The sequence below is a fragment of the Microbacterium alcoholitolerans genome (assembly GCF_050408615.1).
Lineage (GTDB): Bacteria > Actinomycetota > Actinomycetes > Actinomycetales > Microbacteriaceae > Microbacterium.
In genome coordinates this window covers 1,156,974-1,179,308 of record NZ_JBNTKD010000001.1, presented here as the reverse complement: position 1 = coordinate 1,179,308, position 22,335 = coordinate 1,156,974, and the positions used below count along the sequence as shown (strand labels likewise).

The 22,335-nt window shown below is 69.1% G+C and carries 24 protein-coding genes and 1 pseudogene; 9 read left to right on the top strand and 16 right to left on the bottom strand.

Annotated features, from left to right (window positions below; translation table 11 throughout):
* Window positions 1–176: 176 nt before the first annotated feature.
* From ACQUSX_RS05705 to ACQUSX_RS05685, 5 genes are all read left to right on the top strand, one after another.
* Complete coding sequence (locus tag ACQUSX_RS05705; RefSeq protein ID WP_428905992.1) at window positions 177–1,133, top strand: ABC transporter ATP-binding protein; 957 nt, start codon at window positions 177–179, stop codon at window positions 1,131–1,133.
* Window positions 1,134–1,135: 2 nt separating this feature from the next.
* On the top strand, window positions 1,136–1,897 hold the full coding sequence (locus ACQUSX_RS05700; RefSeq protein WP_428905991.1) for an ABC transporter permease: 762 nt from the start codon (window positions 1,136–1,138) through the stop codon (window positions 1,895–1,897).
* A 10-nt stretch (window positions 1,898–1,907) separates the two neighbouring features.
* A complete protein-coding gene (locus tag ACQUSX_RS05695) occupies window positions 1,908–3,083 on the top strand; it encodes a sensor histidine kinase (protein ID WP_428905990.1) in 1,176 nt (391 codons plus the stop codon).
* Entirely contained in the window at window positions 3,080–3,700 is a 621-nt protein-coding gene (locus ACQUSX_RS05690; RefSeq protein ID WP_428905989.1) for a response regulator, read from the top strand. Before ACQUSX_RS05695 ends, ACQUSX_RS05690 begins: the two co-directional genes overlap by 4 nt.
* Window positions 3,701–3,773: 73 nt before the next feature.
* Window positions 3,774–4,154 (top strand): VOC family protein, encoded by a 381-nt coding sequence (locus ACQUSX_RS05685; protein ID WP_428905988.1) that lies wholly within the window; start codon window positions 3,774–3,776, stop codon window positions 4,152–4,154.
* 19 nt (window positions 4,155–4,173) lie between these two features.
* Here ACQUSX_RS05685 and ACQUSX_RS05680 read toward each other — a convergent pair whose 3' ends face one another.
* From ACQUSX_RS05680 to paaA, 9 genes are all read right to left on the bottom strand, one after another.
* Complete coding sequence (locus ACQUSX_RS05680) at window positions 4,174–5,898, bottom strand: thiamine pyrophosphate-binding protein (RefSeq protein ID WP_428905987.1); 1,725 nt, start codon at window positions 5,896–5,898, stop codon at window positions 4,174–4,176.
* 141 nt (window positions 5,899–6,039) lie between these two features.
* Window positions 6,040–6,855 (bottom strand): class II glutamine amidotransferase, encoded by an 816-nt coding sequence (locus tag ACQUSX_RS05675; RefSeq protein WP_428905986.1) that lies wholly within the window; start codon window positions 6,853–6,855, stop codon window positions 6,040–6,042.
* Window positions 6,856–6,922: 67 nt separating this feature from the next.
* Window positions 6,923–8,446 (bottom strand): ATP-dependent DNA ligase, encoded by a 1,524-nt coding sequence (locus ACQUSX_RS05670; protein WP_428905985.1) that lies wholly within the window; start codon window positions 8,444–8,446, stop codon window positions 6,923–6,925.
* A gap of 163 nt (window positions 8,447–8,609) precedes the next feature.
* Window positions 8,610–9,380 (bottom strand): enoyl-CoA hydratase/isomerase family protein, encoded by a 771-nt coding sequence (locus tag ACQUSX_RS05665; RefSeq protein ID WP_428905984.1) that lies wholly within the window; start codon window positions 9,378–9,380, stop codon window positions 8,610–8,612.
* A gap of 30 nt (window positions 9,381–9,410) precedes the next feature.
* Window positions 9,411–10,571: a 1,2-phenylacetyl-CoA epoxidase subunit PaaE gene (gene paaE, locus ACQUSX_RS05660; RefSeq protein ID WP_428905983.1), complete on the bottom strand. Its 1,161-nt coding sequence runs from the start codon at window positions 10,569–10,571 to the stop codon at window positions 9,411–9,413.
* The gene (gene paaD / locus ACQUSX_RS05655) at window positions 10,571–11,071 is read right to left on the bottom strand and encodes a 1,2-phenylacetyl-CoA epoxidase subunit PaaD (RefSeq protein ID WP_428905982.1); all 501 of its coding nucleotides are present in this window, start codon (window positions 11,069–11,071) and stop codon (window positions 10,571–10,573) included. Before paaD ends, paaE begins: the two co-directional genes overlap by 1 nt.
* Complete coding sequence (gene paaC / locus ACQUSX_RS05650) at window positions 11,065–11,895, bottom strand: 1,2-phenylacetyl-CoA epoxidase subunit PaaC (RefSeq protein ID WP_428905981.1); 831 nt, start codon at window positions 11,893–11,895, stop codon at window positions 11,065–11,067. Before paaC ends, paaD begins: the two co-directional genes overlap by 7 nt.
* Complete coding sequence (gene paaB / locus ACQUSX_RS05645) at window positions 11,892–12,194, bottom strand: 1,2-phenylacetyl-CoA epoxidase subunit PaaB (protein ID WP_428905980.1); 303 nt, start codon at window positions 12,192–12,194, stop codon at window positions 11,892–11,894. The genes paaC and paaB overlap by 4 nt, the downstream gene beginning before the upstream one ends.
* Window positions 12,194–13,168 (bottom strand): 1,2-phenylacetyl-CoA epoxidase subunit PaaA, encoded by a 975-nt coding sequence (paaA, locus tag ACQUSX_RS05640; protein WP_428905979.1) that lies wholly within the window; start codon window positions 13,166–13,168, stop codon window positions 12,194–12,196. Before paaA ends, paaB begins: the two co-directional genes overlap by 1 nt.
* Before the next feature lie 100 nt (window positions 13,169–13,268).
* Between paaA and ACQUSX_RS05635 the strand changes: the two genes are divergently transcribed.
* On the top strand, window positions 13,269–15,398 hold the full coding sequence (locus ACQUSX_RS05635; protein ID WP_428905978.1) for a RecQ family ATP-dependent DNA helicase: 2,130 nt from the start codon (window positions 13,269–13,271) through the stop codon (window positions 15,396–15,398).
* 13 nt (window positions 15,399–15,411) lie between these two features.
* Here the strand turns inward: ACQUSX_RS05635 and ACQUSX_RS05630 are convergent, their stop codons facing one another.
* From ACQUSX_RS05630 to ACQUSX_RS05620, 3 genes and pseudogenes are all read right to left on the bottom strand, one after another.
* The gene (locus tag ACQUSX_RS05630) at window positions 15,412–15,756 is read right to left on the bottom strand and encodes a HepT-like ribonuclease domain-containing protein (protein WP_428905977.1); all 345 of its coding nucleotides are present in this window, start codon (window positions 15,754–15,756) and stop codon (window positions 15,412–15,414) included.
* On the bottom strand, window positions 15,753–15,995 hold the full coding sequence (locus ACQUSX_RS05625; RefSeq protein WP_428929980.1) for a nucleotidyltransferase family protein: 243 nt from the start codon (window positions 15,993–15,995) through the stop codon (window positions 15,753–15,755). Before ACQUSX_RS05625 ends, ACQUSX_RS05630 begins: the two co-directional genes overlap by 4 nt.
* Before the next feature lie 81 nt (window positions 15,996–16,076).
* A pseudogene (locus ACQUSX_RS05620) lies at window positions 16,077–16,247 on the bottom strand (helix-turn-helix domain-containing protein); the annotation flags it as partial.
* Between the two features lie 81 nt (window positions 16,248–16,328).
* Between ACQUSX_RS05620 and ACQUSX_RS05615 the strand changes: the two are divergent.
* Genes ACQUSX_RS05615 through ACQUSX_RS05605 form a run of 3 tightly spaced genes read left to right on the top strand, consistent with a single transcriptional unit; the run spans window position 16,329 to window position 18,235 of the window.
* On the top strand, window positions 16,329–16,919 hold the full coding sequence (locus ACQUSX_RS05615) for a GNAT family N-acetyltransferase (RefSeq protein ID WP_428929954.1): 591 nt from the start codon (window positions 16,329–16,331) through the stop codon (window positions 16,917–16,919).
* Window positions 16,920–16,923: 4 nt separating this feature from the next.
* A complete protein-coding gene (locus ACQUSX_RS05610) occupies window positions 16,924–17,931 on the top strand; it encodes an arsenic resistance protein (protein ID WP_428905974.1) in 1,008 nt (335 codons plus the stop codon).
* A gap of 19 nt (window positions 17,932–17,950) precedes the next feature.
* Window positions 17,951–18,235, top strand: coding sequence for a hypothetical protein (locus tag ACQUSX_RS05605; protein WP_428905973.1), 285 nt, complete (start codon window positions 17,951–17,953; stop codon window positions 18,233–18,235).
* Here the strand turns inward: ACQUSX_RS05605 and paaI are convergent, their stop codons facing one another.
* The 4 genes from paaI to ACQUSX_RS05585 are packed head-to-tail and all read right to left on the bottom strand — an operon-like array spanning window position 18,236 to window position 22,309.
* Complete coding sequence (gene paaI, locus ACQUSX_RS05600) at window positions 18,236–18,613, bottom strand: hydroxyphenylacetyl-CoA thioesterase PaaI (RefSeq protein WP_428929953.1); 378 nt, start codon at window positions 18,611–18,613, stop codon at window positions 18,236–18,238. It abuts the gene before it with no gap.
* A gap of 8 nt (window positions 18,614–18,621) precedes the next feature.
* Entirely contained in the window at window positions 18,622–20,706 is a 2,085-nt protein-coding gene (gene paaZ, locus ACQUSX_RS05595; protein ID WP_428905971.1) for a phenylacetic acid degradation bifunctional protein PaaZ, read from the bottom strand.
* Window positions 20,703–21,557 carry a 3-hydroxyacyl-CoA dehydrogenase family protein gene (locus ACQUSX_RS05590; protein ID WP_428905970.1) on the bottom strand — a complete coding sequence of 285 codons (855 nt, stop codon included), beginning with the start codon at window positions 21,555–21,557 and terminating at the stop codon, window positions 20,703–20,705. The genes paaZ and ACQUSX_RS05590 overlap by 4 nt, the downstream gene beginning before the upstream one ends.
* A complete protein-coding gene (locus ACQUSX_RS05585) occupies window positions 21,554–22,309 on the bottom strand; it encodes an enoyl-CoA hydratase/isomerase family protein (RefSeq protein ID WP_428905969.1) in 756 nt (251 codons plus the stop codon). The genes ACQUSX_RS05590 and ACQUSX_RS05585 overlap by 4 nt, the downstream gene beginning before the upstream one ends.
* Between the last annotated feature and the right edge of the window lie 26 nt (window positions 22,310–22,335).

Below are 22,335 nucleotides of genomic sequence, written 5' to 3'. Positions count from 1 at the left end.
CCGCAACCTTCAACTAGAGGTTGAGATGAGTTTCCGCGCCACCCGTCCGCACCACCCGTCCGCGCCACCCATCCGGGCCGCCCAGGCACAGATCCCGACGACGCATGACACCTGTCATGCCGATCCCATGACATCGTCCTCCGGACTCTCGAGCCCCACGCGGCCAGGCTGGAGGCATGAGCACAGCACTGGACGCACGGACTTCCACAAGATCCGCTGACACAGCATCCGACACGGCCGTCGCCGTCTCGGGCCTGCAGCGGCACTTCGGCCTAGGCGAGCGGACAGTCAAGGCCGTCGACGGCCTCGATCTCAGCATCCGACGCGGTGAGGTCGTCGCCCTGCTCGGCCCGAACGGGGCCGGCAAGACGACCACCCTCGACATGCTGCTCGGGCTCACCGATCCGAGCGGCGGCACGCTTTCGGTCTTCGGCGAAGCGCCCGCGAAGGCGGCGAAGGCGGGCGTGATCGCGGGCGTGCTGCAGACCGGTGGGCTGCTGTCGGACCTCACCGTTCGTGAGACGGTGGAGGTCATCGCCTCCCTGCACGGACGCGACGCGCTCGCCAGGGTGCCCGAAGTGCTCGCTGCCACGGAGCTCGAGGCCATCTCCCGCCGTCGCATCTCGAAGTGCTCCGGCGGCGAACAGCAGCGCGTCAAATTCGCCCTCGCGCTGGTCGCCGATCCGGACATCCTCGTGCTCGACGAGCCCACCGCAGGCATGGATGTCACCGCACGCCGCCATTTCTGGGACGTCATGCGCGCCGACGCCGATGCCGGACGCACCATCATCTTCGCCACGCACTACCTCGAGGAGGCCGAGCAGTTCGCCCGGCGGACAGTGGTGATGCACCGCGGCGTCATCGTCGCCGACGCACCGACCGCGCAGCTGCGCGCGAACCTCGGCGGTCGCACGCTCGCGGCGACCCTTCCCGAATCCGGCCGCGACGGTCTTCTGCGGCAGCTCGCCGACACTGACGGCATCGCCGAGCTGCGAATCGACGCGGGTCGCGTGAGCCTTCGCGCCCTGGATTCGGATGCCGCGGCATCCGCCCTTCTGAACGCGGGTGCGCACGATCTGGAGATCACCGCGCCCACCCTTGAGACCGCCTTCACGGCACTCACGGAGAACTGATCATGACCATGTCGATCTCACCCACCATGATGCGCATCGAGGCGATGCGCCAGATCCGCAACCCGTACACGCTCGCGTTCACCCTCGGGATGCCCGTGGCCATGTACCTGCTGTTCGGGGCCAGCATGGACTACGGCGCGATGTCGGCCGGCCACGGCAACGTCAAGTTCTACGTGATGGTCTCGATGGCCGCATACGGCACGGCGGTCGCGATGAGCTCGCTGACGTCGCTCGCCGCGACCGAGGCCAAGCAGGGGTGGGGGCGCCAGCTCGCCATGACCCCGCTCGGCACCGCCGGCTACGCGGTGACCAAACTGCTCACCGCGGTCGCGTTCGCAGCCCTCGCCGTGCTGCTCGTCTTCGCGGCGGGCCTCGCCACGGGCGCGGAGGCCAGTGACGCGTGGCGCTGGTGGGCCTCGGCGGGGATCATCCTCGGCATCGGGCTCATCTACGGGCTGTACGGGCTCGGCGTCGGGCTGTTCTTCAACTCCGACACGGCCGCGGCACTGGCATCCATCTCGATGACCTTCTTCGCCTTCTTCGGCAACGTGTTCATCCCGCTGGACGGCGTCATGCTCGACATCGCCCGTTTCACTCCGCTGTACGGGTTCGTCTCGCTGAGCCGCTGGCCGCTGAACGAAGGCCTGCTCACCACCGGGCAGACCGACGAGCTGTGGATGTCGGGGCTGAACGTGATCGTCTGGCTCGCGGTGTTCGCCGTGCTCGTGGTCGTGGGCGTCAAGCGATCGCGCACTCGCCGATAGGGTCGACACGATGACCGATGATCTGACTCGGGATGCGGCGGCGGCCTCTGCCGCCGGCGCCGTCCCCGCCGCGTGGGCTTCGCCCGGCACCCAGCGCAGCCCCCATCGCGGAGCAGGCTCGCCCTGGGAGCGGTTCGGCTGGGTCATGGCCGCCGTCTGGCTCGTGTTCCTGATCTACCCGGTGCTGGCGCTGCTGCGATCGGATGCCGCGCAGGGATGGATCATGACGGGCTGGATCGCCCTGGGCGCCTTCATCGTCATCTACGTCGCAGGCTTCATGAACGGCATGAGATTCGGCGGCGGCGGACTGACCACGCCGCCGAAGCCGATCCAATGGGTGGCGTTCGGCGGCATGATCGCATGCGCGGCGCTCACGGTGCCGGGCGTGGGCGGCACGGCGCTGGGCTTTCTGCCCTTCATCATGTCGTTCGCCTCGTACGGCCTCACCCGGCTCGCGCACTGGGTCACTTTCGCGGGGAGCGTCTCGATCACCGCGCTCGTGGTCTTCCTGACGCCGGACGGGCTGCGCTTTCTGTCGATCCTCGCGATCATCGCGCTGCTGGGCGTGGTCAACACGGTGTCGACCACGCTGATCATCCGCTCGGCCGAAGCCGAGAGGCTCGGGCTTGAACTGGCGACGAGCGAAGGGCGCGAGGCGGTCGCTCGGGACGTGCACGATCTCGTCGGTCACTCGCTGACGGTGGTGAGCCTGAAGGCGCAGCTGGTCAGGCGCCTTATCGACAGCGACCCGGAGCGGGCGAAGGCCGAGCTCGCCGACATCGAGTCGCTCACCGCAGAGGCCATCGCCGGGGTTCGCGCCACCGTGGCCGGTGTGCGCAGCGCCGCGCTCATCGAGCAGCTCGCCTCGTGCCGCGAGGCGCTGCGGGCCGCCGACGTCTCGATGAGGGTCGAGGGGGAGGCATCGGCGCTCTCACCGGCGCAGTCGCTGACGGCGAGCTGGATTCTGCGCGAGGCGACCACGAACGTGCTGCGTCATGCGGATGCCGGCGAGGTCGTCGTGCGCATCGCGCCGGGCGGCTTCTCGGTGGCCGACGACGGCAGGGGCATGTCCGGCTCCGAGGGCAACGGCATGCGGGGAATGCGCGAGCGTGCGACGACGGGCGGCGCGATGCTCACGGTCGGTGCGGCAGCCGGCGGCGGCACCCGGGTGGAGGTGACGTGGTGACGGATGCTGGACACATCAGCCTGGTGATCGTGGACGACCAGGCGATGCTGCGCGGAGCACTCGCGGCGCTGCTTGAGCTCGAGTCAGATCTGACCGTCGTCGGCGTCGCCGGCAACGGCGAGGAGGCCGTGCAGGTGGTGTCGCAGACATCGCCCGACGTCTGCCTGATGGACATTCAGATGCCCGGCGTGGACGGCATCGAGGCGACCAGGCGGGTGCGTGCCGCGCATCCGGGCACACGGGTGCTGATCGTCACGACCTTCGCGCGGCCCGGGTATCTGCGCGCGGCGCTGGACGCCGGAGCGAGCGGGTTCGTGGTGAAAGATGCCCCGGCTGAGCAGCTCGCCGACGCGGTCCGTCGCGTGCACGCCGGCCTTCGCGTCGTGGATCCCGCGCTCGCCGAGGCGAGTCTGTTCGAGGGTGCGAATCCGCTCAGCGAGCGCGAGCAGCAGGTGCTGCGGCTGGCTGCTGACGGGCGCAGTGCTCCGGCCATAGCATCCGAGGTCTTCCTCTCGGCCGGCACCGTGCGCAACCACCTCTCGGCGGCGATCGGCAAGGTCGGCGCCGCCAACCGCGCACAGGCCGTGCGAGTCGCACAGGACAAGGGCTGGATCTGACAGCCGCGATGTCGGTGGCCCGGCGTAGCGTTGACCGCAGTCGGGCGCCGACGCCTGCCAGGAGGAGTGCACGATGGACTGGAAGATCGAGCTCATCTTCGTCCCGGTCTCAGATGTGGATCGGGCGAAGGACTTCTACGTGAAGATCGGCTTCAACGCCGACCACGATCACGTGCCGTACGAGGGGCTGCGCTTCGTGCAGATGACCCCGCCCGGATCCGCCTGTTCGATCGCCTTCGGAGAGGGTCTGGGCGGCAGGCTCGCTCCGGGTCAGCAGGACTCGATCCAGGTCGTCGTCCCGGACGCGGACGCTGCACTGGCTCAGCTCCGCGACGCCGGAGTCGAGGCGAACGGCGTCGACGAGCAGGACTGGGGGCGCTTCGTCACCTTCGACGACCCCGATGGCAACTCGTGGACGCTGCAGCAGCTGCCCGACTACAGCGCCGCCGGCTGACCGGCGACTCTGTCAGAAGTCAGGAGTTCACCCGGATGATCTCCTGCTGATACGGCGCGATGACCTTGCCGGAGATGCGCAGATCCAGCACCAGGAACCGGCGCGACATGGGGTCTTCGTCGTTCCAGTCGCGCAGCCGGTCGAGGTCGGCGAGCGAGCGCACGACCACGCCCTCGGCGCCCACGGCACCGGCGAAGGCCGCGAAGTCGACCTCGGGGATCAGCATCGGGCCCTCGGCGAGACCCTTCAGACCGTACAGGTTCACCTCGGCGCCGTAGGCGGCGTCGTTCCAGATGACCGCGATGCCGTGGCCGGCGGCCGCGCGCACCGCCGATTCGAGGTCGGCGATCGCCATCAGCCCGCCGCCGTCGCCCGAGGTCAGCACCACCGTCGACTCCGGGCGGGCGCGGGTCGCGCCGACGACGCTCGGCCACCCCTGTCCGATGGACTGGAAGGCTGTGCCGACCATCATCATGCGGTCCGGCGATGCGATCGGCCAGTACATGTTCGCCCAGCCGATGAAGTGCCCGCCGTCCGAGACGACGACTCGATCGGTCGGCAGCAGCTCGGCGAGGCGGCGGGCCGCGGCGCGCGGATCGAGCCGCCCGTCGGTCGCGAACTCGTCCGCGTCGTCGTAGGCGCGGGCGGCCGCCACGTCGACGCTCTCGCGCCACGGCGCCGCCGCAACTCCGGAGCTCTGTGTCGCGGCGGGCCCGTTGGTCGGCGTGTCGGTGCCTGTGGGCGCCGGTTCTCCGGAGTTCTGGCGACCGGCCAGCCGCGTGACGAGTTCGGATGCCACGACGCGGGCATCCCCGCGCACGAAACCGCTCACGTGCGCGTGTGTGGCGGCGGGTGCGACGTCGACCTGGAACACACGGGTTCCAGGGGCGAACAGCTCGCCGAAGCGCATCGTGAACTGGTTCAGCGCTGCTCCGAACACGACCGCGACGTCGGCCTCGCGCACGAGGGCCATGGCGCCGTCGGCCCCGAATCCGCCCGTCACGCCGAGGTCGTAGCGTGTGTCGGGAAAGACACCGCGGCCGAGAGCGGTCGATGCCGTGAGGGCGCCGGTGGCCTCGGCGAGCTCTCCGAGCGCATCGCCGGCGCCGGCGAGCCAGGCTCCGCGCCCTGCCAGCAGGAGCGGGCGCTTCGCCGTGCGGAGCGCGTCGGCGATCTCGGTCAGCATGCCCTCGGCGAATTCGCCCCGCGGTGCGAGCGGCGCCGAGATGCGGGGTGCAGGTGCTTCGGGCACCGGGCCCGCCTCGAGCGCGGCGACATCGTAGGGAATCGCGAGCACGACGGGGACGCGATAGGTGAGGGCGTGCTCGATCGCGATGACGGTTGTGGCCGCGGCATCGGCGCGACCGGTCGTATAGGTGCGCGCGCCCACAGCCGATGCGAGTGCGACCTGGTCGACATCCCACGGGCGCGGGCCGGACGTGGGCTCGTCGCCGACGATGAGGACGAGCGGCACGTGCGCCTGCACGGCTTCGGCCAGCGCCGTCAGCGTGTTGGTGAACCCGGCACCGTACGTCGACGTCGCGGCCGCGATGCGACCGGATGCCCGGAAGTGCGCGTCGGCCGCGACGACGGCGCCCTGCTCGTGGCGGACGGCGGTGAAGGTGGCATCCGTCTGCTTCTCGAGTGCGTCCAGAAGGTAGGCGTTGCCGTTTCCCATCACGCCGAAGACGTGGTCGATGTGCTGGGCGATGGTGAGGGCGACGTGCGCGGAGACGGTGGGCATGGTGGTGCCTTTCAAGACAGGGACGGAGAGGGATCCGTATGTGTCTCGCCGCTCACGCGTCTGCGCGGAGTGCTTCGTGCCCCTTTTTCGGGCATCGGCCGAAGAGGCCGGACCCTTCGATATTAGCCGTGCGCGAAGGCGTCAGCGGCGACCGACCGTGGCGGTGGCCAGCTCGATCGTCTCGTGCGAGCGGTCGTCGAGACGGATGGCCGTGACGGACTCGGCGGGCAGCGCCGCCCAGTCTGTGCCCGCGACGCCGGTGGAGCTGACCGCGACCGTGCCGTCGGCAGAGCGCCGCCAGCGCAGCGCGAAGTAGTCCTCGTTGTGTGCCGACGGCAGCTCCGCCGCCAGCGGTCCCATCCGGCCCCGGTCGTCGGCGGTGAGGACACTGGTCGCGCTGGCGTGCACGACGATGAGCTCCTCGCCGTCGATCAGCAGGGCGTTCAGGCTCGCGGCGGGGAAGTGCTCGCGCAGCCTCCCCACGACGCGCACCGTTGCCTCGTGCACGCTCAGCCCCAGAGCGACCTGCTCGCGGATCAGCGCGAAGTACATCTCGCTGTCGGTGGTGCCCTTGAGCGTGGCGATGCTGGTGGGGGACAACAGCGCACGGATCTCGTCGAGCGGCTTGATCGTGCCGTTGTGGGCGAAGGCCATGCCGTCGGCCTGGAACGGGTGGGCGTTGTTCATGTTGACCGGCAGACCGGCGGTCGCCCAGCGCAGGTGCACCAGGGCCGCGTGGCTCGGGGTGTCGATCGCGGTCTCGAAATCAGCATCCGACACGGCGGAGAGCGCTGACTTGCGCACCTCGGGTGCTGCGCCGATGGCGTCGATGCCGGCCCAGCCCCAGCCGTCGCCGTGCAGGCGCGCGAGCGAGAGCAGGCTCTCGAGCCCGGCTCCGCGCAGCTCGTTTCGCGCGGTGGAGCGCTCGGGAGAGACGAAGGCGAACAGGCGACACATGATGTCTCTACCGTACGCCGCATCGCGCGCAGGCCGGAATCGCATGCCATCCGGCGTCATCCAGGTCTCAGCCGCGCAGCAGCGTGCGGAGCGTCTGTATCGTGTCGGCCTCCGCCGCACCCTTGTCGTCGCGATAGGTCTTCACCCGGGCGAAGCGCAGGGCGATCCCGCCCGGATAGCGGGGTGAGCGCTGCACGCCGTCGATAGCGATCTCGACGACGATCTCGGGACGCATGAAGACGGCGCCGGCCGTGCGTCGTGTCTCGATGCCCGGGAACGTCTCGGTCTGCCAGCGCAGCAGCTCGTCCGTGAGCCCCTTGAACGTCTTGCCGACCATGACGAAGCCTCCCGGTTCGACGAACTCGCCGTCCGGATCTCGAGCGCCCAGATGCAGGTTCGACAGCCAGCCGCGTCGCCGTCCCGAGCCCCACTCGGCACCGAGCACGACGAGGTCGAACGTGAGCACCGGCTTGACCTTCACCCACGCCTTGCCGCGCCGCCCGGCCGTATACGTGGAGTCGACCGACTTCACCAGGACCCCCTCATGTCCGGCGGCGAGTGCCTCGCGTGAGAGCTGTTCGGCGGCTTCGGCGTCGGAAGTGACGATCCCGGGCATCCGCCATTCGCCCACGATCCGCTCGAGCTCCTGCAATCGCGCCGTCAGCGGCTCGTCGATGAGGTCCCGGCCGTCGACGTGCAGCACGTCGAAGAACCACGGGCGCAGCGCCACCGCGCGCGCGACGTCCGCGCCGAAACGCGACATCGTCTCCTGGAACGGCCGCGGCCCGCCGTCCTCGTCGAGTGAAAGCGTCTCGCCGTCGAGGATGAGGTCCTGCGCTGGAAGCCCACGTACGATCTCGACGATCTCGGGCACTCGATGTGTGATGTCGGCCAGGTTGCGCGTGTACACGCCGACCTCGTCGCCGCGCCGGTGCACCTGGATGCGCGCGCCGTCGAGCTTGTACTCCACGGAAGCCTCGCCCGTCGTCTCGAGGGCCGCGGTCGGCGTGGCCGCGGTGGATGCGAGCATCGGCAGCACCGGGCGGCCGACCTGCAGGCCGACGGCGTCGAGTTCTTCGGCTGTGCCGGTCAGGGCGATCAGCGCCGTCTCACCGAGATCACCCGAGAGCATCGCGGCTCGGCGCACTGCGGCGATGGGCCGGTCGGCGGCGCGGGCGATCGCGTCCTGCAGCACGCCGGAGAGTGCCCCCGTGCGCAACTCGCCGATCATCGCTCGCACGAGCAGATCCCACTCCGGCGCTGTCGCACGCGAGGCAAGCCCGGTCAGCAGGTCATGGCGGGTGGCGGTCGAGCCGGATCCGGATGCCCGTGCGATGGCATCCAGCGCGTGATCGACGTCCGTGATCGTCAGCTCTGCGGCATCCGCGTGCGTCGCTTCGAGCGACGAGAGAGTGCGCCATCCGACGCCTAATCTGCCCTGTCTCGGTCTGGCGAGCAGCAAGCCGACCAGCGGTGTGATCTCGTCGGAGTCGGCGCGCGCGAGCAGCAGCGCGAGCGCGTCGATCTTGGCGAGCCGCGACGACGTCGCCGCGACCTGCTCGGTGATGTCGACCAGCTCCGAGAGCATCATCACCGCATTCTCGCACCTTGCGACTGCCGAATGGCCGGTGCGAGGTCAATAGTGCAGCGCGAACACGCGGTCCAGGTGCACTTTTGACCCCGCAGCGGGCGGGCGGCGCACGGCGGGCGGCGTACGGCGGGCGGCGCACGGCGGGGCGGCGCACCGCGGGCGCTCAGCGGCCAGTGAACTGTGGCTTGCGCTTCTGCTGGAACGCGGCGAATCCCTCGCGGTAGTCGTCCGTGTCGCACAGCGCCGCCTGCGCGGCGTTCTCGATGTCGACCGATTCCCACAGTGCCAGACGCTCGTCGCGGATGCGCGCGATGAGCTGCTTGCTCGCAAGGAACGCGGCGGTCGCGCCTCGTGCGGCGGCCGCGGCGGCATCCTCGGTCGCAGCACGCACCTCGTCGTCGGGGAAGGCGCGCGAGAACAGTCCGGATGCCACGGCCTCGGCACCCGACATGAGCCGCCCGGTGTAGATGAGATCGAGTGTCTTGTGCGCACCGAGTCGCTCGGCGAACAGGGCGTGCCCACCGGAGTCGAGGGTTGCGCCGAGCGCCGCGAACGGCGAGCCGATCTTCGCGCTCTCCGCGACGTAGACCACGTCGGTGGCTATCAGCAGGCCGAGGCCGACACCCAGGCACGCGCCGTGCGCGACGGCGAACGTCGGCGCGGGGAATGCCGACATCCGCTTCAGCAGCGGTGTGACGACGTCGCCCAGGTAGCCCTGCACATCGTCGTCCCGCGGGTCGACGCCCGAGATGTCGCGTCCGGCGCAGAACGCGCGGCCCTCGCCGCGCAGCACGAGCGCGCGCACACCGGCATCCGATGCTTCGGAGTATGCGCTGTCGAGGCCATGCAGCGCCTGCTCATCGAGGGCGTTCAGCCTGTCGGGCGCGTTCAGCGTCACGTGCGCGACGTCGTCGGCGATGGTGAGGTCGATCATTGCGGCTCCTTGCTTCTCGCGAGGTGTCGGTCACACGTCGTAGTCGACCACGAGGCGGTCGCTGGTGGGGTGGGACTGGCAGGTGAGCACGTAGCCGCGCTCGAGTTCGTCGGGCTCCAGCGCGTAGTTCTCGGTCATGGTCACGCTGCCGTCGAGCACGCGCGCACGGCATGTGCCGCACACGCCGCCGGAGCACGCGAACGGGGCATCCGGCCGCACGCGCAGCGCGGCGTTGAGCACCGATTCGTGAGCATCGACAGGACTCTCGACGGTGGACGAGACGCCGTCGAGATTGATCTCGATGCGCACCGTCTTCTCGCCGGCGTGCACCTCGACCCGGCGTGGCCCGCGCTCGGCGGGTTCGTCGCCGGTGGTGAACAGCTCGAAGCGCACGTGCTCCCGCGGCACGCCGAGGTCGGCGAGAACCTCGCGGCACAGGTCGACCAGGGCGAGCGGCCCGCACAGGAACCACTCATCGACCGTCGCCGGCAGGATCAGCCCGTCGAGGATAGTCCGCAGCCGCGCCTCGTCGATGCGCCCCGACAGCACGGGCGCCGTGCGCTGCTCGCGCGAGAGCACGTGGTGCAGCACGAGGCGCGAGGGGTAGCGGTCCTTGAGATCGGCGAGATCCTCGAGGAACATCACATCGCTGGTCGCCTTGTTCGTGTACAGCAGCGTGAAGCGGGTGGAGTCGGATGCTGTCAGCAGACTCCTGGCGAGCGCCATCATCGGGGTGATGCCGGAACCCGCGGCGATCCCGACGACGTGCGTGCCCTGGAGCTCGGCGAGTCCGGTCGTGAATGTGCCCTGCGGACTCATCACGTCGATCTCGAAGCCCGGCGTGAGCTCGCTCTGCGCCCAGGTCGAGAACAGGCCGCCCTCATCGCGTTTGACGGCGACGCTGAGGGTCGTGCCGCCTTCGTCGGCTGGAGTGGGGGGCCTGCACAGCGAGTACGACCGCCGCACCTCGACGCCGTCCAGGTGCACGCGCAGCGCCACGTACTGGCCCGGCAGGTAGGCGTAGTCATCGACGAGCTCGGGCGGCACGGAGAAACTGACCTCAACGGCGTCCTTGGTGAGGGGGCGCACGTCTGAAACCTTGAGGGTGTGGAAGCGGGTTCGATGGCGGGCGGCGACGCGCACGCGTTCTGCGATGGGCGGCGGTGCGGTCGGGAGCCGGAAGAGCGCCATCAGATCACCTTGAAGTGGTCGAAAGGCTCGAGGCACGCGCGGCACTCGTAGAGCGCCTTGCACGAGGTGGAGCCGAAGCGCGACACCTCGCGGGTGTCGAGAGAGCCGCAGTGCGGGCATCGGATGCTGAGCGCGAGGCGCACCGGACCCTGGCGGTGCGAGGCGCGTCCGCTCGGTGGGGCGATGCCGTACTCCGTGAGCTTGCGCTTGCCCTCATCGCTCATCCAGTCCGTGGTCCACGCGGGCGAGAGCACGGTGCGCACTCCGACATCGGTGAAGCCGCCGGCGGTCAGCGCGAGGACGATGTCGTCGCGGATGGCGTCCATCGCCGGGCATCCGCTGTAGGTGGGCGTGATCTCGACGGTGACGCGCCCGGTCTCGTCGACGTGGACTGCGCGCAGCACGCCGAGGTCTTCGATGGTCAGCACGGGAACCTCGGGGTCGGCGACGGTCGCCGCGATCCGCCACGCGTGTTGCTCTCGTGTCGTGAGGGTCACCATGTCGCCCCCGGATGCCGTCGTGCCAGCACCTGCATCTCGGCGAGCAGGTGTCCCATCGGTGTGGCGTGCGAGCCGTTCCGGCCGCCCCCGCGGGAGGATTTGATGTCGGGGATCTCCAGCTCCGCTTCGCGGAAGACCTCGGCGATCACGGCGTCGAAGCCGGCGCGCAGGGTGGATGGTCGCGCGGCGGCGTCGCCCAATCGGTCGATCAGCGGCTCGTCGCGAAACAGCTCCTCCAAGTACGGCCACACGTCGCGGATCGCCCTGATGATGCGCTCGCGCGACAACTGTGTGCCACCTGCCAGCCGCAGCACCCACTGCACGGCGTGGTCGCGGTGGTAGTCGACCTCTTTCAGCGACTTCGCCGCGATGGCGGCCAGCGTCTCGTCGCTCGACATGCGCAGCGCGGAATACAGCTCGAACATGTACGCCGAGGCGAACAGCTGCCGGGCGATGGTCTGCGCGAAGTCGCCGTTGGGCTGCTCCATCAGCCAGGCGCTGCGGAACTCGGGCTCGTCGCGGAAGTAGGCGAGGTCGTCTTCGCTGCGCCCGTCCCACGTGCCGGCGTAGTGCAGCAGCGAGCGGGCGTGCCCGAGCAGGTCGAGCGCGATGTTCGCCAGCGCCACATCCTCTTCCAGTTCGGGGGCCCGCGAGATCCAGGCGCCCAGCTGCTGGGACAGGATCAGCGCGTCATCGCCCAGCCACAGCGCGTACTCCGCGATGTCGGCGGACGCCGCGCGCGCGTCGCCGCCGGAGAGCTCGGATGCCAGGTTGAGCTGGTCGACCGAGACGGTGACGTTCTTGCTCTTGACGGGGGAGCTCACAGGTGCGGCACCCCCTCGGAGGCGGTGTAGTAGACCGCGTGCCGGTAGTTCTTTCCCGCCGCGCTCTCGAAGAACGCGTCCTTGTCGTCCGGATCGCTCGTGGTGATGGCATCCGTCGGCACCACCCAGATCGAGACGCCCTCGCCGCGACGGGTGTACAGATCGCGGGCGTTGCGCACCGCCATCTCGGAATCGGGCGCGTGCAGCGAACCCACGTGCACATGGTTCAGTCCGCGGTTCGCGCGGACGAACACCTCCCACAGCGGCCAGGTCTCAGCATCCGACACTGGGTTCAACATCAGGCCACCTCCGTCGCGCGCAGCGCCTGCTTCCGCGCGTATTCGGCCGCCGCCTCCCGCACCCACGCACCGTCTTCGTGCGCCGTGCGACGGCGCTCGAGGCGCTCGGCGTTGCACGGGCCGTTGCCGCGCAGCACCTCGTAGAACTCGTCCCAGTCGATCTCGCCCATGTCGTAGGCGCCGGTGTCGTCGTTCCACCGAAGTTTCGGATCCGGCAGGGTGATGCCGAGGATCTTGGCTTGCGGCACGAGCATCCCGACGAAACGCTGGCGCAGCGCGTCGTTCGAGAACCGCTTGATCTTCCACTTCATCGACTGCGCCGAGTTCGGCGACTCGTCATCGGGCGGACCGAACATGGCCAGACTCGGCCAGTACCACCGGTTGACGGCATCCTGTGCCATCTCGCGCTGCTCATCGGTGCCCTGCATCAGTGTCAGCAGGATCTCGAATCCCTGCCGCTGATGGAACGACTCCTCCTTGCAGATGCGCACCATCGCGCGTCCGTAGGGGCCGTACGAGGCGCGGCACAGCGGCACCTGATTGACGATCGCGGCGCCGTCGACCAGCCAGCCTATCGCACCCATATCGGCCCAGGTGGGCGTGGGGTAGTTGAAGATCGACGAGTACTTGGCCTTGCCGTCGATGAGCTGCTGCGTCATCGTGTCGCGGGTGATCCCGAGGGTCTGCGCTGCGGAGTAGAGGTAGAGCCCGTGGCCGGCCTCGTCCTGCACCTTCGCCATCAGGATGGCCTTGCGCTTCAGGCTCGGGGCGCGGGTGATCCAGTTGCCCTCGGGCTGCATGCCCATGATCTCGGAGTGCGCGTGCTGCGAGATCTGCCGGATCAGCGTCTTGCGATACGCCTCTGGCATCCAATCGCGCGGCTCGATGCGCTGCTCGTGCGCGACGAGCTCGTCGAAGCGTGCCAGCGCTTCGGTGTCGTCGTCGACGACGGAGAGATCTGCGGGGCTGGTCATCATCGACTCCTGTTTACTGACCGATCGTGCAGTAATTCTCGCACGCGCGCGGTGGAGGTGCAAGGGATGCTCTGTCGGCGGCGTGCGGCAGAGTGGAGGCATGGCTGATCTCGAGACCCGAACTGCGGCGCTGGGAGCGCTTCGCGAACTCGTCGGTCGCGCGGATGCCGAGTTCCACGACGGTCAGTACGAGGCCATCGAGGCGCTCGTCGAACAGCGGCGGCGTGCGCTCGTCGTGCAGCGCACGGGATGGGGCAAGTCGGCGGTGTACTTCGTCGCGACGCTGCTGCTGCGCCGCCAGGGCGCAGGGCCGACCGTGCTCGTCTCGCCGCTGCTGGCGCTGATGCGCGACCAGATCTCCGCCGCTGAGCGCGCGGGCGTGCGGGCGGTCGCGATCAACTCCACGAATGCGCACGAGTGGCAGGATGTGCTCGCCCGGCTCGACCGCGACGAGGTCGACGTGCTGCTCGTCTCGCCGGAGCGGCTCAACAATCCGGCCTTCCGCGAGCAGCAGCTGCCGGCGCTCGTGCAGCGTCTCGGGATGCTCGTGGTCGACGAGGCGCACTGCATCAGCGACTGGGGCCACGACTTCCGCCCTGACTACCGGCGCCTGCGCGACCTGATCGCCGGCATGCCGTCCGGCGTTCCCGTGCTCGCGACGACGGCGACCGCGAACAGCCGCGTCGTCGCGGATGTCGCTGAGCAGCTGGGTGCGGGGGAGTCGGATGCTGTCGCCGGTTCTGCTGCTGCCGATCGTTCTGGAGTGCTGACGATCCGCGGGCCGCTCGCACGGGCATCCCTGCGGTTGGGTGTGCTGCGCCTGCCGGGCTCGACGCAGCGTCTGGCCTGGCTGCTCAGCCACCTTAACGACCTGCCGGGATCGGGAATCATCTACACGCTCACGGTGGCTGCTGCCGTCGACACCGCCCGGCTGCTGCGCGAGCACGGGCACGAGGTGCACGCGTACACCGGACAGACGGACGCCGATGAGCGGGCCGACCTCGAGGCACGGCTCAAGCGCAACGACGTGAAGGCGCTGGTCGCCACGAGTGCGCTGGGGATGGGCTTCGACAAACCGGATCTCGGCTTCGTCCTGCATCTGGGTGCTCCGTCGTCGCCCGTGGCGTACTACCAGCAGGTGGGCCGTGCTGGCCGTGCGAGCGAGAGTGCGGATGTGCTGCTGCTGCCGGGCGTGGAAGACCGCGACATCTGGCACTACTTCGCGACGGCATCCATGCCCGATCAAGAGCGCGCCGAGCGGGTGATCGCCGCGCTCGGCGACGCACCGATCTCCACACCGGCGCTGGAGTCGATGGTCGACATCCGCCGCACTCCGCTCGAACTGCTGCTGAAGGTGCTCGACGTCGACGGCGCGGTGCGCCGCGTGCAGGGCGGCTGGGTCGCGACTGGGCAGCCCTGGACGTACGACGCCGAGCGGTACGAGCGAATCGCGGCCGAACGCCGCGCCGAGCAGCAGCACATGATCGAGTACGAGCAGACCGACGGGTGCCGGATGGAGTTCCTGCAGCGCTCGCTCGACGACGACACCGCGGCGCCCTGCGGGCGGTGCGACAACTGTGCGGGCGTGTGGTTCCCGACCGAGTTCGGTGGGGAGGCGGCGGATGCTGCTGGTCATTCGCTCGATCGCGTCGGCGTGCTGATCGAGCCGCGCAAGCAATGGCCCACCGGTGCCGATCGGGTCGGCGTGCCTGTGAAGGGGCGCATCACGGCCGAGGAGCAGGCGGGGGAGGGCCGGGCGCTGGCGCGCCTCACCGACCTCGGCTGGGGCGGCACGCTGCGCGAGCTGTTCGCCGTGGGGACGCCGGATGCGCCGGTGTCACCCCAGGTGCTCGGCGCCTGCGTGCGGGTGCTCGCGGACTGGGGCTGGGAGCGTCGGCCGGTCGCCGTCATCGGGATGCCGTCGCGTTCACATCCGCTGCTTGTCGACTCTCTGGCGCGGGGCATCGCCGAGATCGGCCGGCTGCCTTACCTGGGTTCCCTCGGTTTTTCGAACGGAGGACCGACCGGTCAGCCTGGCGGCAACAGCGTCTTCCGACTCGCCGGCCTGTGGGATCGGTTCACGGCTGACGGGCTCGACGTGCCGGACGGGCCCGTGCTGCTCGTCGACGACCTGTCTGACAGTCGCTGGACGCTCACCGTCGCCGCGCGCGAGCTGCGGAAGGCAGGCGCGAGCGAGGTGCTGCCGTTCGTGCTCGCGTTGCGGGGCTGACGTGGCGGCTCAGTCACACTTCGTCAGCATCGCCAGACGCAGCGAGTAGCCGCTGGGCGGCCTTCCGCAGAAGCGGGATGTCCTTTCGCGCTGTGGCGTCGACGATCGCGTGGGTCGTGTCGAAGTGCCGGTGGGCGAGATGATCGCGCATTCGGGTGACGTCCGCCCACGGGATGCCGGGCTCGGCCGCGGTGACTGACGAATTGAGATCCTTGACGGCTTCACCGATCTCGATGAGCCGCACTCGGATCGCATCGAACACGATCTCATCGTCGGCATCACCGCGAGAAAGGTGACGCGCGATGGCATCGCACGCCGCCACGATGTCGAGGAGGCGGGCGGTGGATGCGCGAGTCACAGGCGTACGGCCTCTCGGGCCAGAGAAAGGGCGACGGCTGGCTTGAGCCCGTCGCGGGGGACCAGATCGACTTTGCGTCCGAGGAGCTTCTCTGCCTCGCGCTGCATGCGCAGCAGGTCGAACATACTGATGTTCGGAGCGACATCGACGACGAGGTCGATGTCGCTGTCGGCAGTGTCATCGCCGCGGGCGACGCTGCCGAAGAGGGTGATCTCTCGCGCGCCGAGTGGCTCAAGCACGCGGTGCAACTCCGCAGAGTGTTCGAGTACCCGCTCTCGCAACGCTGAACCAGGTCGCGCGCGTGGTGTCACTTCGACGGCGAGGCCAGCCGCGCTGATCAGATGATCCAGCGCGCCGAACGATGGTTCTCGCCGACCATTCTCGTAGGCGCTGATGACGCTCTGCGGTACGCCGGACACAGCAGCAAGAGCAGTCTGCGTCAGACCGCTCTCGCGACGCGCCTTACGAAGAACTTCCGCAGCTCGACCCATGCATCAAGATTATCGCGTTTTCGACATATTGCGAATACGCGATAATCCTTCGCCGAACCTGTGGCTCTGAGCACGGAATGAATGTCAGAGGCCAGGAGGACAATCGGCAGTACGGAACGGAATCGAGGCAGCATGCTCGTACTTCGAAAGTGGCGCGACGACGATCATCCCGTCGCGATGCGGAGCAATTCACCGGAGTTCATGACGTACCTCGGCGGGCCCGAGGCACCCGAGAAGGTCGAGTCACGTGCCGCGAAGTATGCGGACGGATGGCGCACCGGCGCCAATGCGATGTTCGTGCTGACCAGCGATGATCCTCTGATCGATGGTGGCGTCACCGGTGATCCGCGTGCCGTCGGCGTGATCGGATATTGGCCGGTCGAGGAGGACGGAGAACCCGTGCTCGAAGCCGGGTGGACGATCTTCGTCCCAGGACGCGGCTTCGCCACAGAGGGTGTGCGACTCGTGCTGCGGCATGCGGCCGCTCACAGCGACAGAGACTCGGTCCACGCGTATCCCCGCACCGACAACGAGGCATCGAACGCGCTGTGCCGCCGCGTCGGGTTCGAACTGCTCGGCGAGGTGAACATGGAGTATCCGCCAGGGAATCCCATCATCAGCCGCAATTGGCGCTACGACCTGCGGCAGCTGAGAGCAGCGTTGCGAGAATAGGAGCATGCGAGCGACCGTCGAGTGGATGGAGCGCGCTCAGATCTGGCTCTACCTTGCAGCGCTCGTGATCGGCGCCGCGGTGGGGCTGGTCGTGCCTGCGGTTGCGCATCAGGCACAGTTCGCGATCAACCCGGCGCTCGGGCTGCTGCTCTACTCGACCTTCCTGGGCGTGCCGTTCGTCCAGATCAGACAGTCCTTCCGCGACTGGCGGTTCCTGTGCACGGTTCTCGTCGTCAACTTCGTCCTCGTCCCGATCGTGGTGTTCCTGCTTTCGCGGATCGTCGCACACGACCACGTGCTCCTCGTCGGTGTGCTGTTCGTGCTGTTGACCCCGTGCGTGGACTACGTCATCGTCTTCACCGGCTTAGCCGGAGGCGCCAAGGAGCGACTGCTCGCGGCCGCGCCGCTGCTGATGCTCGTCCAGATGCTTCTGCTGCCGTTCTACCTCTGGTTGTTCGTCGGCACGGAGCTTGTCGAGATGATCGACCCTGCCCCATTCGTCGAGGCATTCCTGCTGCTCATCGTCTTGCCCCTTGTCGCGGCCGGAATCACCCAGTTCGCTGCCGCCCGAGCCCGATGGGGAGCGGTCATGCAGGCCACCGTGCTTAATGCGATGGTCCCGCTCATGATGGTCACGCTCGCCTTCGTGGTCGCGTCTCAGATCGCGGACGTCGGCGGGCACCTCGGGCTGCTCCTGCTTGCGATCCTCGTCTACGTCCTTTTCGCGGCGGTCATGGTTCCGCTCGGCGCAGTGGCCGGTCGGGTCGCCGGTCTCGACATGCCGGCGCGTCGGGCCATCGTGTTCAGCGGCGCGACCCGCAACTCTCTCGTCGTCCTGCCGCTCGTGCTCGCACTGCCGTCCGCCTTCGACCTCGCGCCGCTGGTGGTGGTGACCCAGACCCTCGTAGAGCTGCTGGTCATGGTCGTCTTCGTTCGCCTCATCCCGCAGTTGCTGCCGTCGCGTTCAGCGTCCACGGATCGCACTCGCGCGGTAATGCGCGACAGCCGTTGAGTCGCCTAGCGTTGAGGCTGTGCGCAACCACGACGACACACTCACGGCCATACGCGCGGCTATCGCTGAACTCCGGGCTGCGGCGCAGCACGACGGTGACGCCCGCAGGGGTGAGGTCGCCGACCGGCTCGACGAGCTTTTCGGCGGCGTCCGAACGCGGGCAGACCTGAGGGCTGCGATCAAGAGCGCTGACCGCTATTACCGTGGCGGGATGGGCTCGTTTCAAGACGTCGGCACCTCAGTCATGCACGAAGCCGTGGAGCGGCTGCGTCGCTCGCTGCGCCGTACCCTCCTGCCCTGGTGATCATCCCGATGACCGATTCGTCGTCATCGATCTGCCCCGGAACTCCGCCACGACATCGCCGGTCTCATCGCGCACCGTGACGTCGTACAGCCCGGTGCGTCCGCTGACGACCCGTCGCACCGCGGTCGCCGTCAGCACCTGACCGGCACCCGTCGACTTCAGGAAGGCGATGTCGGCGCCGGACGCCACGGTGACGCGCTCGTCCTCGTTGCAGGCGATCGCGAACGCCGTGTCGGCGAGGGCGAACACCAGCCCTCCGTGCGTGATCGCGAAGCCGTTGAGCATGTCGTCGCGCACCGTCATCGACACGACCGCGCGCCCCGGCTCGTCGACATCGACAGTCATGCCGAGCATCGCCGAGGCCGCGTCGCGGCGCATCATCTCCCTCATGCCGTCACGACCTCGGCCGCCGCCTCCTTGCTCACCAGCGTCAGCACGTCGTACGTCGCGACGATCTCATCGTCCTGATTGCGGATGACGGCATCCCAGCGCACTTCGCCGTACTCGTCGGTCTCGCGCGGCGTGATCTGCGTCGCCGTCAGGTCGACGCGGATGCTGTCGCCGGGCGAGACAGGGGTGACGAAGCGCAGGTTCTCGAGCCCGTAGTTCGCGAGCACGGGCCCGGGTTCGGGGTCGACGAACAGGCCCGCCGCCCACGACACCAGCAGATAGCCGTGCGCGACGCGGCCAGGGAAGAACGGGTTGGCCGCGGCGGATTCCTCGTCCATGTGCGCGTAGAAGGTGTCGCCGGTGAAGTGCGCGAACGTCTCGATGTCGTCGAGCGTAACCTCGCGGGCATCCGACGAGATGCGGTCGCCGATGCGCAGCTCCGCGAGCGACTTGCGGAACGGATGCCGGTCGCCGGCGTTCGCGCTGGCGCCGGCGTGCCAGATGCCGGTCAGCGCCGTGAGCATCTCAGGCGAACCCTGCACGGCGGTGCGCTGCATGTGGTGCAGCACCGCGCGGATGCCACCGAGCTCCTCGCCGCCGCCGGCTCGGCCGGGACCGCCGTGCACGAGTCCAGGCATCGGAGACCCGTGCCCGGTGGAGGCCCGCGCGCCGTCGCGGTCGAGCAGCAGCATCCGACCGTTGAACGGCGCGATGCGCGTCGCGAGGGCGACGGCCTGCGCCGGATCATGTGTGGCGATGCTGGTGACCAGCGAGCCCCCGCCGCGCGCGACGATGTCGGCGGCCTCTGCGATCGTGTCGTAGGTGATCAGCGATGACACGGGACCGAACGCCTCGACAGTGTTGACGGCGTCGGCATCCGCGTCGTCGAAGCGCAGCAGCACGGGCGAGACGAACGCGCCGTCGGGCGCGGTCCCGGTCGTGCCGTCCGCCTGCACGACCGACGGCGCCTCTGTGCCGCCGATCACGATCCGCCCGCCGCCGTCGACGAGTTTCTGCACCTGCCGGCGCACCTCGTCGCGCTGCGCGACCGAGGCGAGCGGCCCCATCGTGACGCCCTCGGCGCGCGGGTCGCCGACGACGGTCTTCGCCTCGAGCCGGGCGCGGACGGCGTCGACGACGGCGTCGGCGGATGCCGTGGGCACGATCGCCCGGCGGATCGCGGTGCACTTCTGACCGGCCTTTGTGGTCATCTCGATCACCAGCTGTCGCACATATGCGTCGAACTCCGGGGTGCCCTGGGTGGCGTCCGTGCCCAGCACCGAGGCGTTGATCGAGTCGGTCTCGGCGGTGAAGCGCACGCCACCGGTCTGCACGGCGGGGTGCTTGCGCAGCATCTCGGCGGTCGATGCGCTGCCCGTGAACCCGACCACGTCTCCCAGGCGGAGGTGGTCGAACAGCGTGGGGACGCTGCCGCTGATCAGCTGCAGCGAGCCGTCGGGCAGCAGCTCCGATTCGACGAGGATGCGCACCATCGCCTCGGTGAGGTACCCGGTCGGCGTCGCCGGCTTGATGACTGTCGGCATGCCGGCCAGGAACGCCGGGGCGAACTTCTCGAGCGGCCCCCACACCGGGAAGTTGAATGCGTTGATCTGCACGGCGACGCCCGGAAGCGTCGTGTACACGTGGCGTCCGAGGAAGGAGCCGTCCTTCGACAGCGGCTCGACCGGACCGTCGACGTACACCTGACTGTTCGGCAGCTCGCGGCGCCCCTTGCCCGAGTACGCGAACAGCACGCCGATGCCGCCGTCGATGTCGACCCACGAATCGGTCTTCGTCGCTCCCGTGCGGGCCGAGACCGCGTACAGCTCGTCCTTGCGCTCGGTCAGCGCGAGGGCGAACTGCTTCAGCAGCAGCGCGCGCTGGTGGAACGTCAGCTCGGCGAGGCTTCGCTGGCCGACCGTGCGGGCGTAATCGAGCGCGCCCGCCAGATCGAGGCCCTCGGTCGAGACGTGGGTGATCACCTCGCCGGTGGACGCGTCGCGCACCTCGGTTCCGCCTGTGTCGGAAGAGGGCGTCCACCACTCGCCCTGGACGTAGCTGGGCAGGATGTCGGTCGTCATCGTTCCTCGTTCCAGTTGTAGAAGCCTTCGCCGCTCTTGCGGCCCAGTCTGCCCTCGGCGACCATCGTGCGCAGCAGCGCCGGCGGTGCGAAACGCTCGCCGAGTTCGCGGGCGAGTTCTTCGGCGATGCCGAGTCGCACATCGAGCCCGACGATATCGGTCGTGCGCAGCGGTCCCATCGGATGCCGGTAGCCGAGGGTCATGGCGGCGTCGATGTCCTCGGCGGTGGCGACGCCCTCTTCCAGCATCCGAATCGCCTCGAGGCCGAGCATCACGCCGAGCCGCGAGGACGCGAACCCGGGGGAGTCGCGCACGACAATCGGAGTCTTGCGGAGCGAGGCGACCCACCCACGCGCGAGGTCGATGACGGCGGCGTCCGTCGCTGAACCGCGCACGATCTCGACGAGTGCCGAGGCGGGCACGGGGTTGAAGAAGTGCAGCCCCAGGAAGCGGCTGTGATCGCGCACCGCAGCCGCGAGGTCGTCGATCGAGATCGAAGAGGTGTTGGATGCCAGTACCGCGCTCCCACCGAGCACGGCATCCACGCGGGCAAGCGACTCGTGCTTCAGCATCCGATCCTCCGGTACGGCCTCGATCACGAGCGACGCATCGGCCAAGTCCGCTACATCGACGCCGACCCGCAATCGCGACGCGGCCTCGGCTGAGTCGAGGTCGGGGTCGCGTTCGGCCGAGCGCCGGATGCTGTCGCCGATGCGCTGGGCGGCAGCATCCGCCGCTCCGGCGTCGCGCTCGACGACCGTCACCTGCGCGCCCGCCAGCAGGAAGGCGTGCGCGATGCCCGCGCCCATCCGGCCGCCGCCGAGGACGCCGATCTGCTCGGCACCGTTCATGTCCGTGCCCTCCTGTCCTCGGAGCGATTGAGGAACGCCGTCATCCGACGCACCTTCTCGTCGCTCTCGAACAGCTCGGCCTGCAGCTCGCGCTCGATGTCGGGGTGCTCGTGCCGCGGGGCGCGCAGGGCCCGCTTCGTATGCCGGGTGGCGAGTGCGTCGTTGCCGGCGATGCGGTCGGCGAGCGCGTGTGCGGCGGCGAGCAGCTCGTCGAACGGATGGATGCTCGAGACCAGCCCCCAGGTGATCGCCTCGTCGGCGTCGAGCACGCGCCCGGTCAGCAGCAGTTCGCTCGCGCGGGCGTGGCCCGCGATCTCGGGCAGCCGCCAAGTCGCTCCTGCGGCCGCCATGATCCCGAGTCCGGTCTCGGGGTTGCCGATCTTCAGGCTCGGAGAGGCGATGCGCAGGTCTGCGGCGTAGGCGAGCTCCGCGCCGCCGCCCAGCGCGTGGCCGCTGAGCGCGGCGATGACCGGCATCGGCAGTTCGTTGATGCGAATGAACGCGGTCGCGTTGATCGCTCTGCGCGCGTCCTCGGCGCGGCGCTCGCGCAGCTGGGCGATGTCAGCGCCGGCGGCGAACACGCGCTCGCTGCCGGTGATGATCAGCGTGCGCGGCTCGGCCTCGAGTTCGGCGCACAGCCCATGCAGCGCGTCGATCATCTCCTGGTCGATCGCATTGCGCTTCTCAGGTCGGTTCAGCGTGGCGACGATGCGGTCGTCGCCACGCTCGATCAGCAGGGCTTCGGCGCTCATGTGCACCACCTCGATCGTCCAGGTCG

Excerpts from the sequence above, each read along its gene's own strand:
- ACQUSX_RS05685 (WP_428905988.1), top strand. The coding sequence starts at position 3,774 with ATGGACTGGAAGATCGAGCTCATCTTCGTCCCGGTCTCAGATGTGGAT.
- ACQUSX_RS05680 (WP_428905987.1), bottom strand. The coding sequence starts at position 5,898 with ATGCCCACCGTCTCCGCGCACGTCGCCCTCACCATCGCCCAGCACATC.
- ACQUSX_RS05700 (WP_428905991.1), top strand. The coding sequence starts at position 1,136 with ATGACCATGTCGATCTCACCCACCATGATGCGCATCGAGGCGATGCGC.
- paaI (WP_428929953.1), bottom strand. The coding sequence starts at position 18,613 with ATGCGCCGCGACGCGGCCTCGGCGATGCTCGGCATGACTGTCGATGTC.
- ACQUSX_RS05590 (WP_428905970.1), bottom strand. The coding sequence starts at position 21,557 with ATGAACGGTGCCGAGCAGATCGGCGTCCTCGGCGGCGGCCGGATGGGC.
- ACQUSX_RS05610 (WP_428905974.1), top strand. The coding sequence starts at position 16,924 with ATGCGAGCGACCGTCGAGTGGATGGAGCGCGCTCAGATCTGGCTCTAC.
- paaZ (WP_428905971.1), bottom strand. The coding sequence starts at position 20,706 with ATGACGACCGACATCCTGCCCAGCTACGTCCAGGGCGAGTGGTGGACG.
- ACQUSX_RS05675 (WP_428905986.1), bottom strand. The coding sequence starts at position 6,855 with ATGTGTCGCCTGTTCGCCTTCGTCTCTCCCGAGCGCTCCACCGCGCGA.
- ACQUSX_RS05705 (WP_428905992.1), top strand. The coding sequence starts at position 177 with ATGAGCACAGCACTGGACGCACGGACTTCCACAAGATCCGCTGACACA.
- ACQUSX_RS05635 (WP_428905978.1), top strand. The coding sequence starts at position 13,269 with ATGGCTGATCTCGAGACCCGAACTGCGGCGCTGGGAGCGCTTCGCGAA.
- ACQUSX_RS05665 (WP_428905984.1), bottom strand. The coding sequence starts at position 9,380 with ATGATCGACCTCACCATCGCCGACGACGTCGCGCACGTGACGCTGAAC.
- paaB (WP_428905980.1), bottom strand. The coding sequence starts at position 12,194 with ATGTTGAACCCAGTGTCGGATGCTGAGACCTGGCCGCTGTGGGAGGTG.
- ACQUSX_RS05615 (WP_428929954.1), top strand. The coding sequence starts at position 16,329 with ATGTCAGAGGCCAGGAGGACAATCGGCAGTACGGAACGGAATCGAGGC.
- paaE (WP_428905983.1), bottom strand. The coding sequence starts at position 10,571 with ATGGCGCTCTTCCGGCTCCCGACCGCACCGCCGCCCATCGCAGAACGC.
- ACQUSX_RS05695 (WP_428905990.1), top strand. The coding sequence starts at position 1,908 with ATGACCGATGATCTGACTCGGGATGCGGCGGCGGCCTCTGCCGCCGGC.
- paaA (WP_428905979.1), bottom strand. The coding sequence starts at position 13,168 with ATGACCAGCCCCGCAGATCTCTCCGTCGTCGACGACGACACCGAAGCG.
- paaD (WP_428905982.1), bottom strand. The coding sequence starts at position 11,071 with ATGGTGACCCTCACGACACGAGAGCAACACGCGTGGCGGATCGCGGCG.
- ACQUSX_RS05585 (WP_428905969.1), bottom strand. The coding sequence starts at position 22,309 with ATGAGCGCCGAAGCCCTGCTGATCGAGCGTGGCGACGACCGCATCGTC.
- ACQUSX_RS05670 (WP_428905985.1), bottom strand. The coding sequence starts at position 8,446 with ATGATGCTCTCGGAGCTGGTCGACATCACCGAGCAGGTCGCGGCGACG.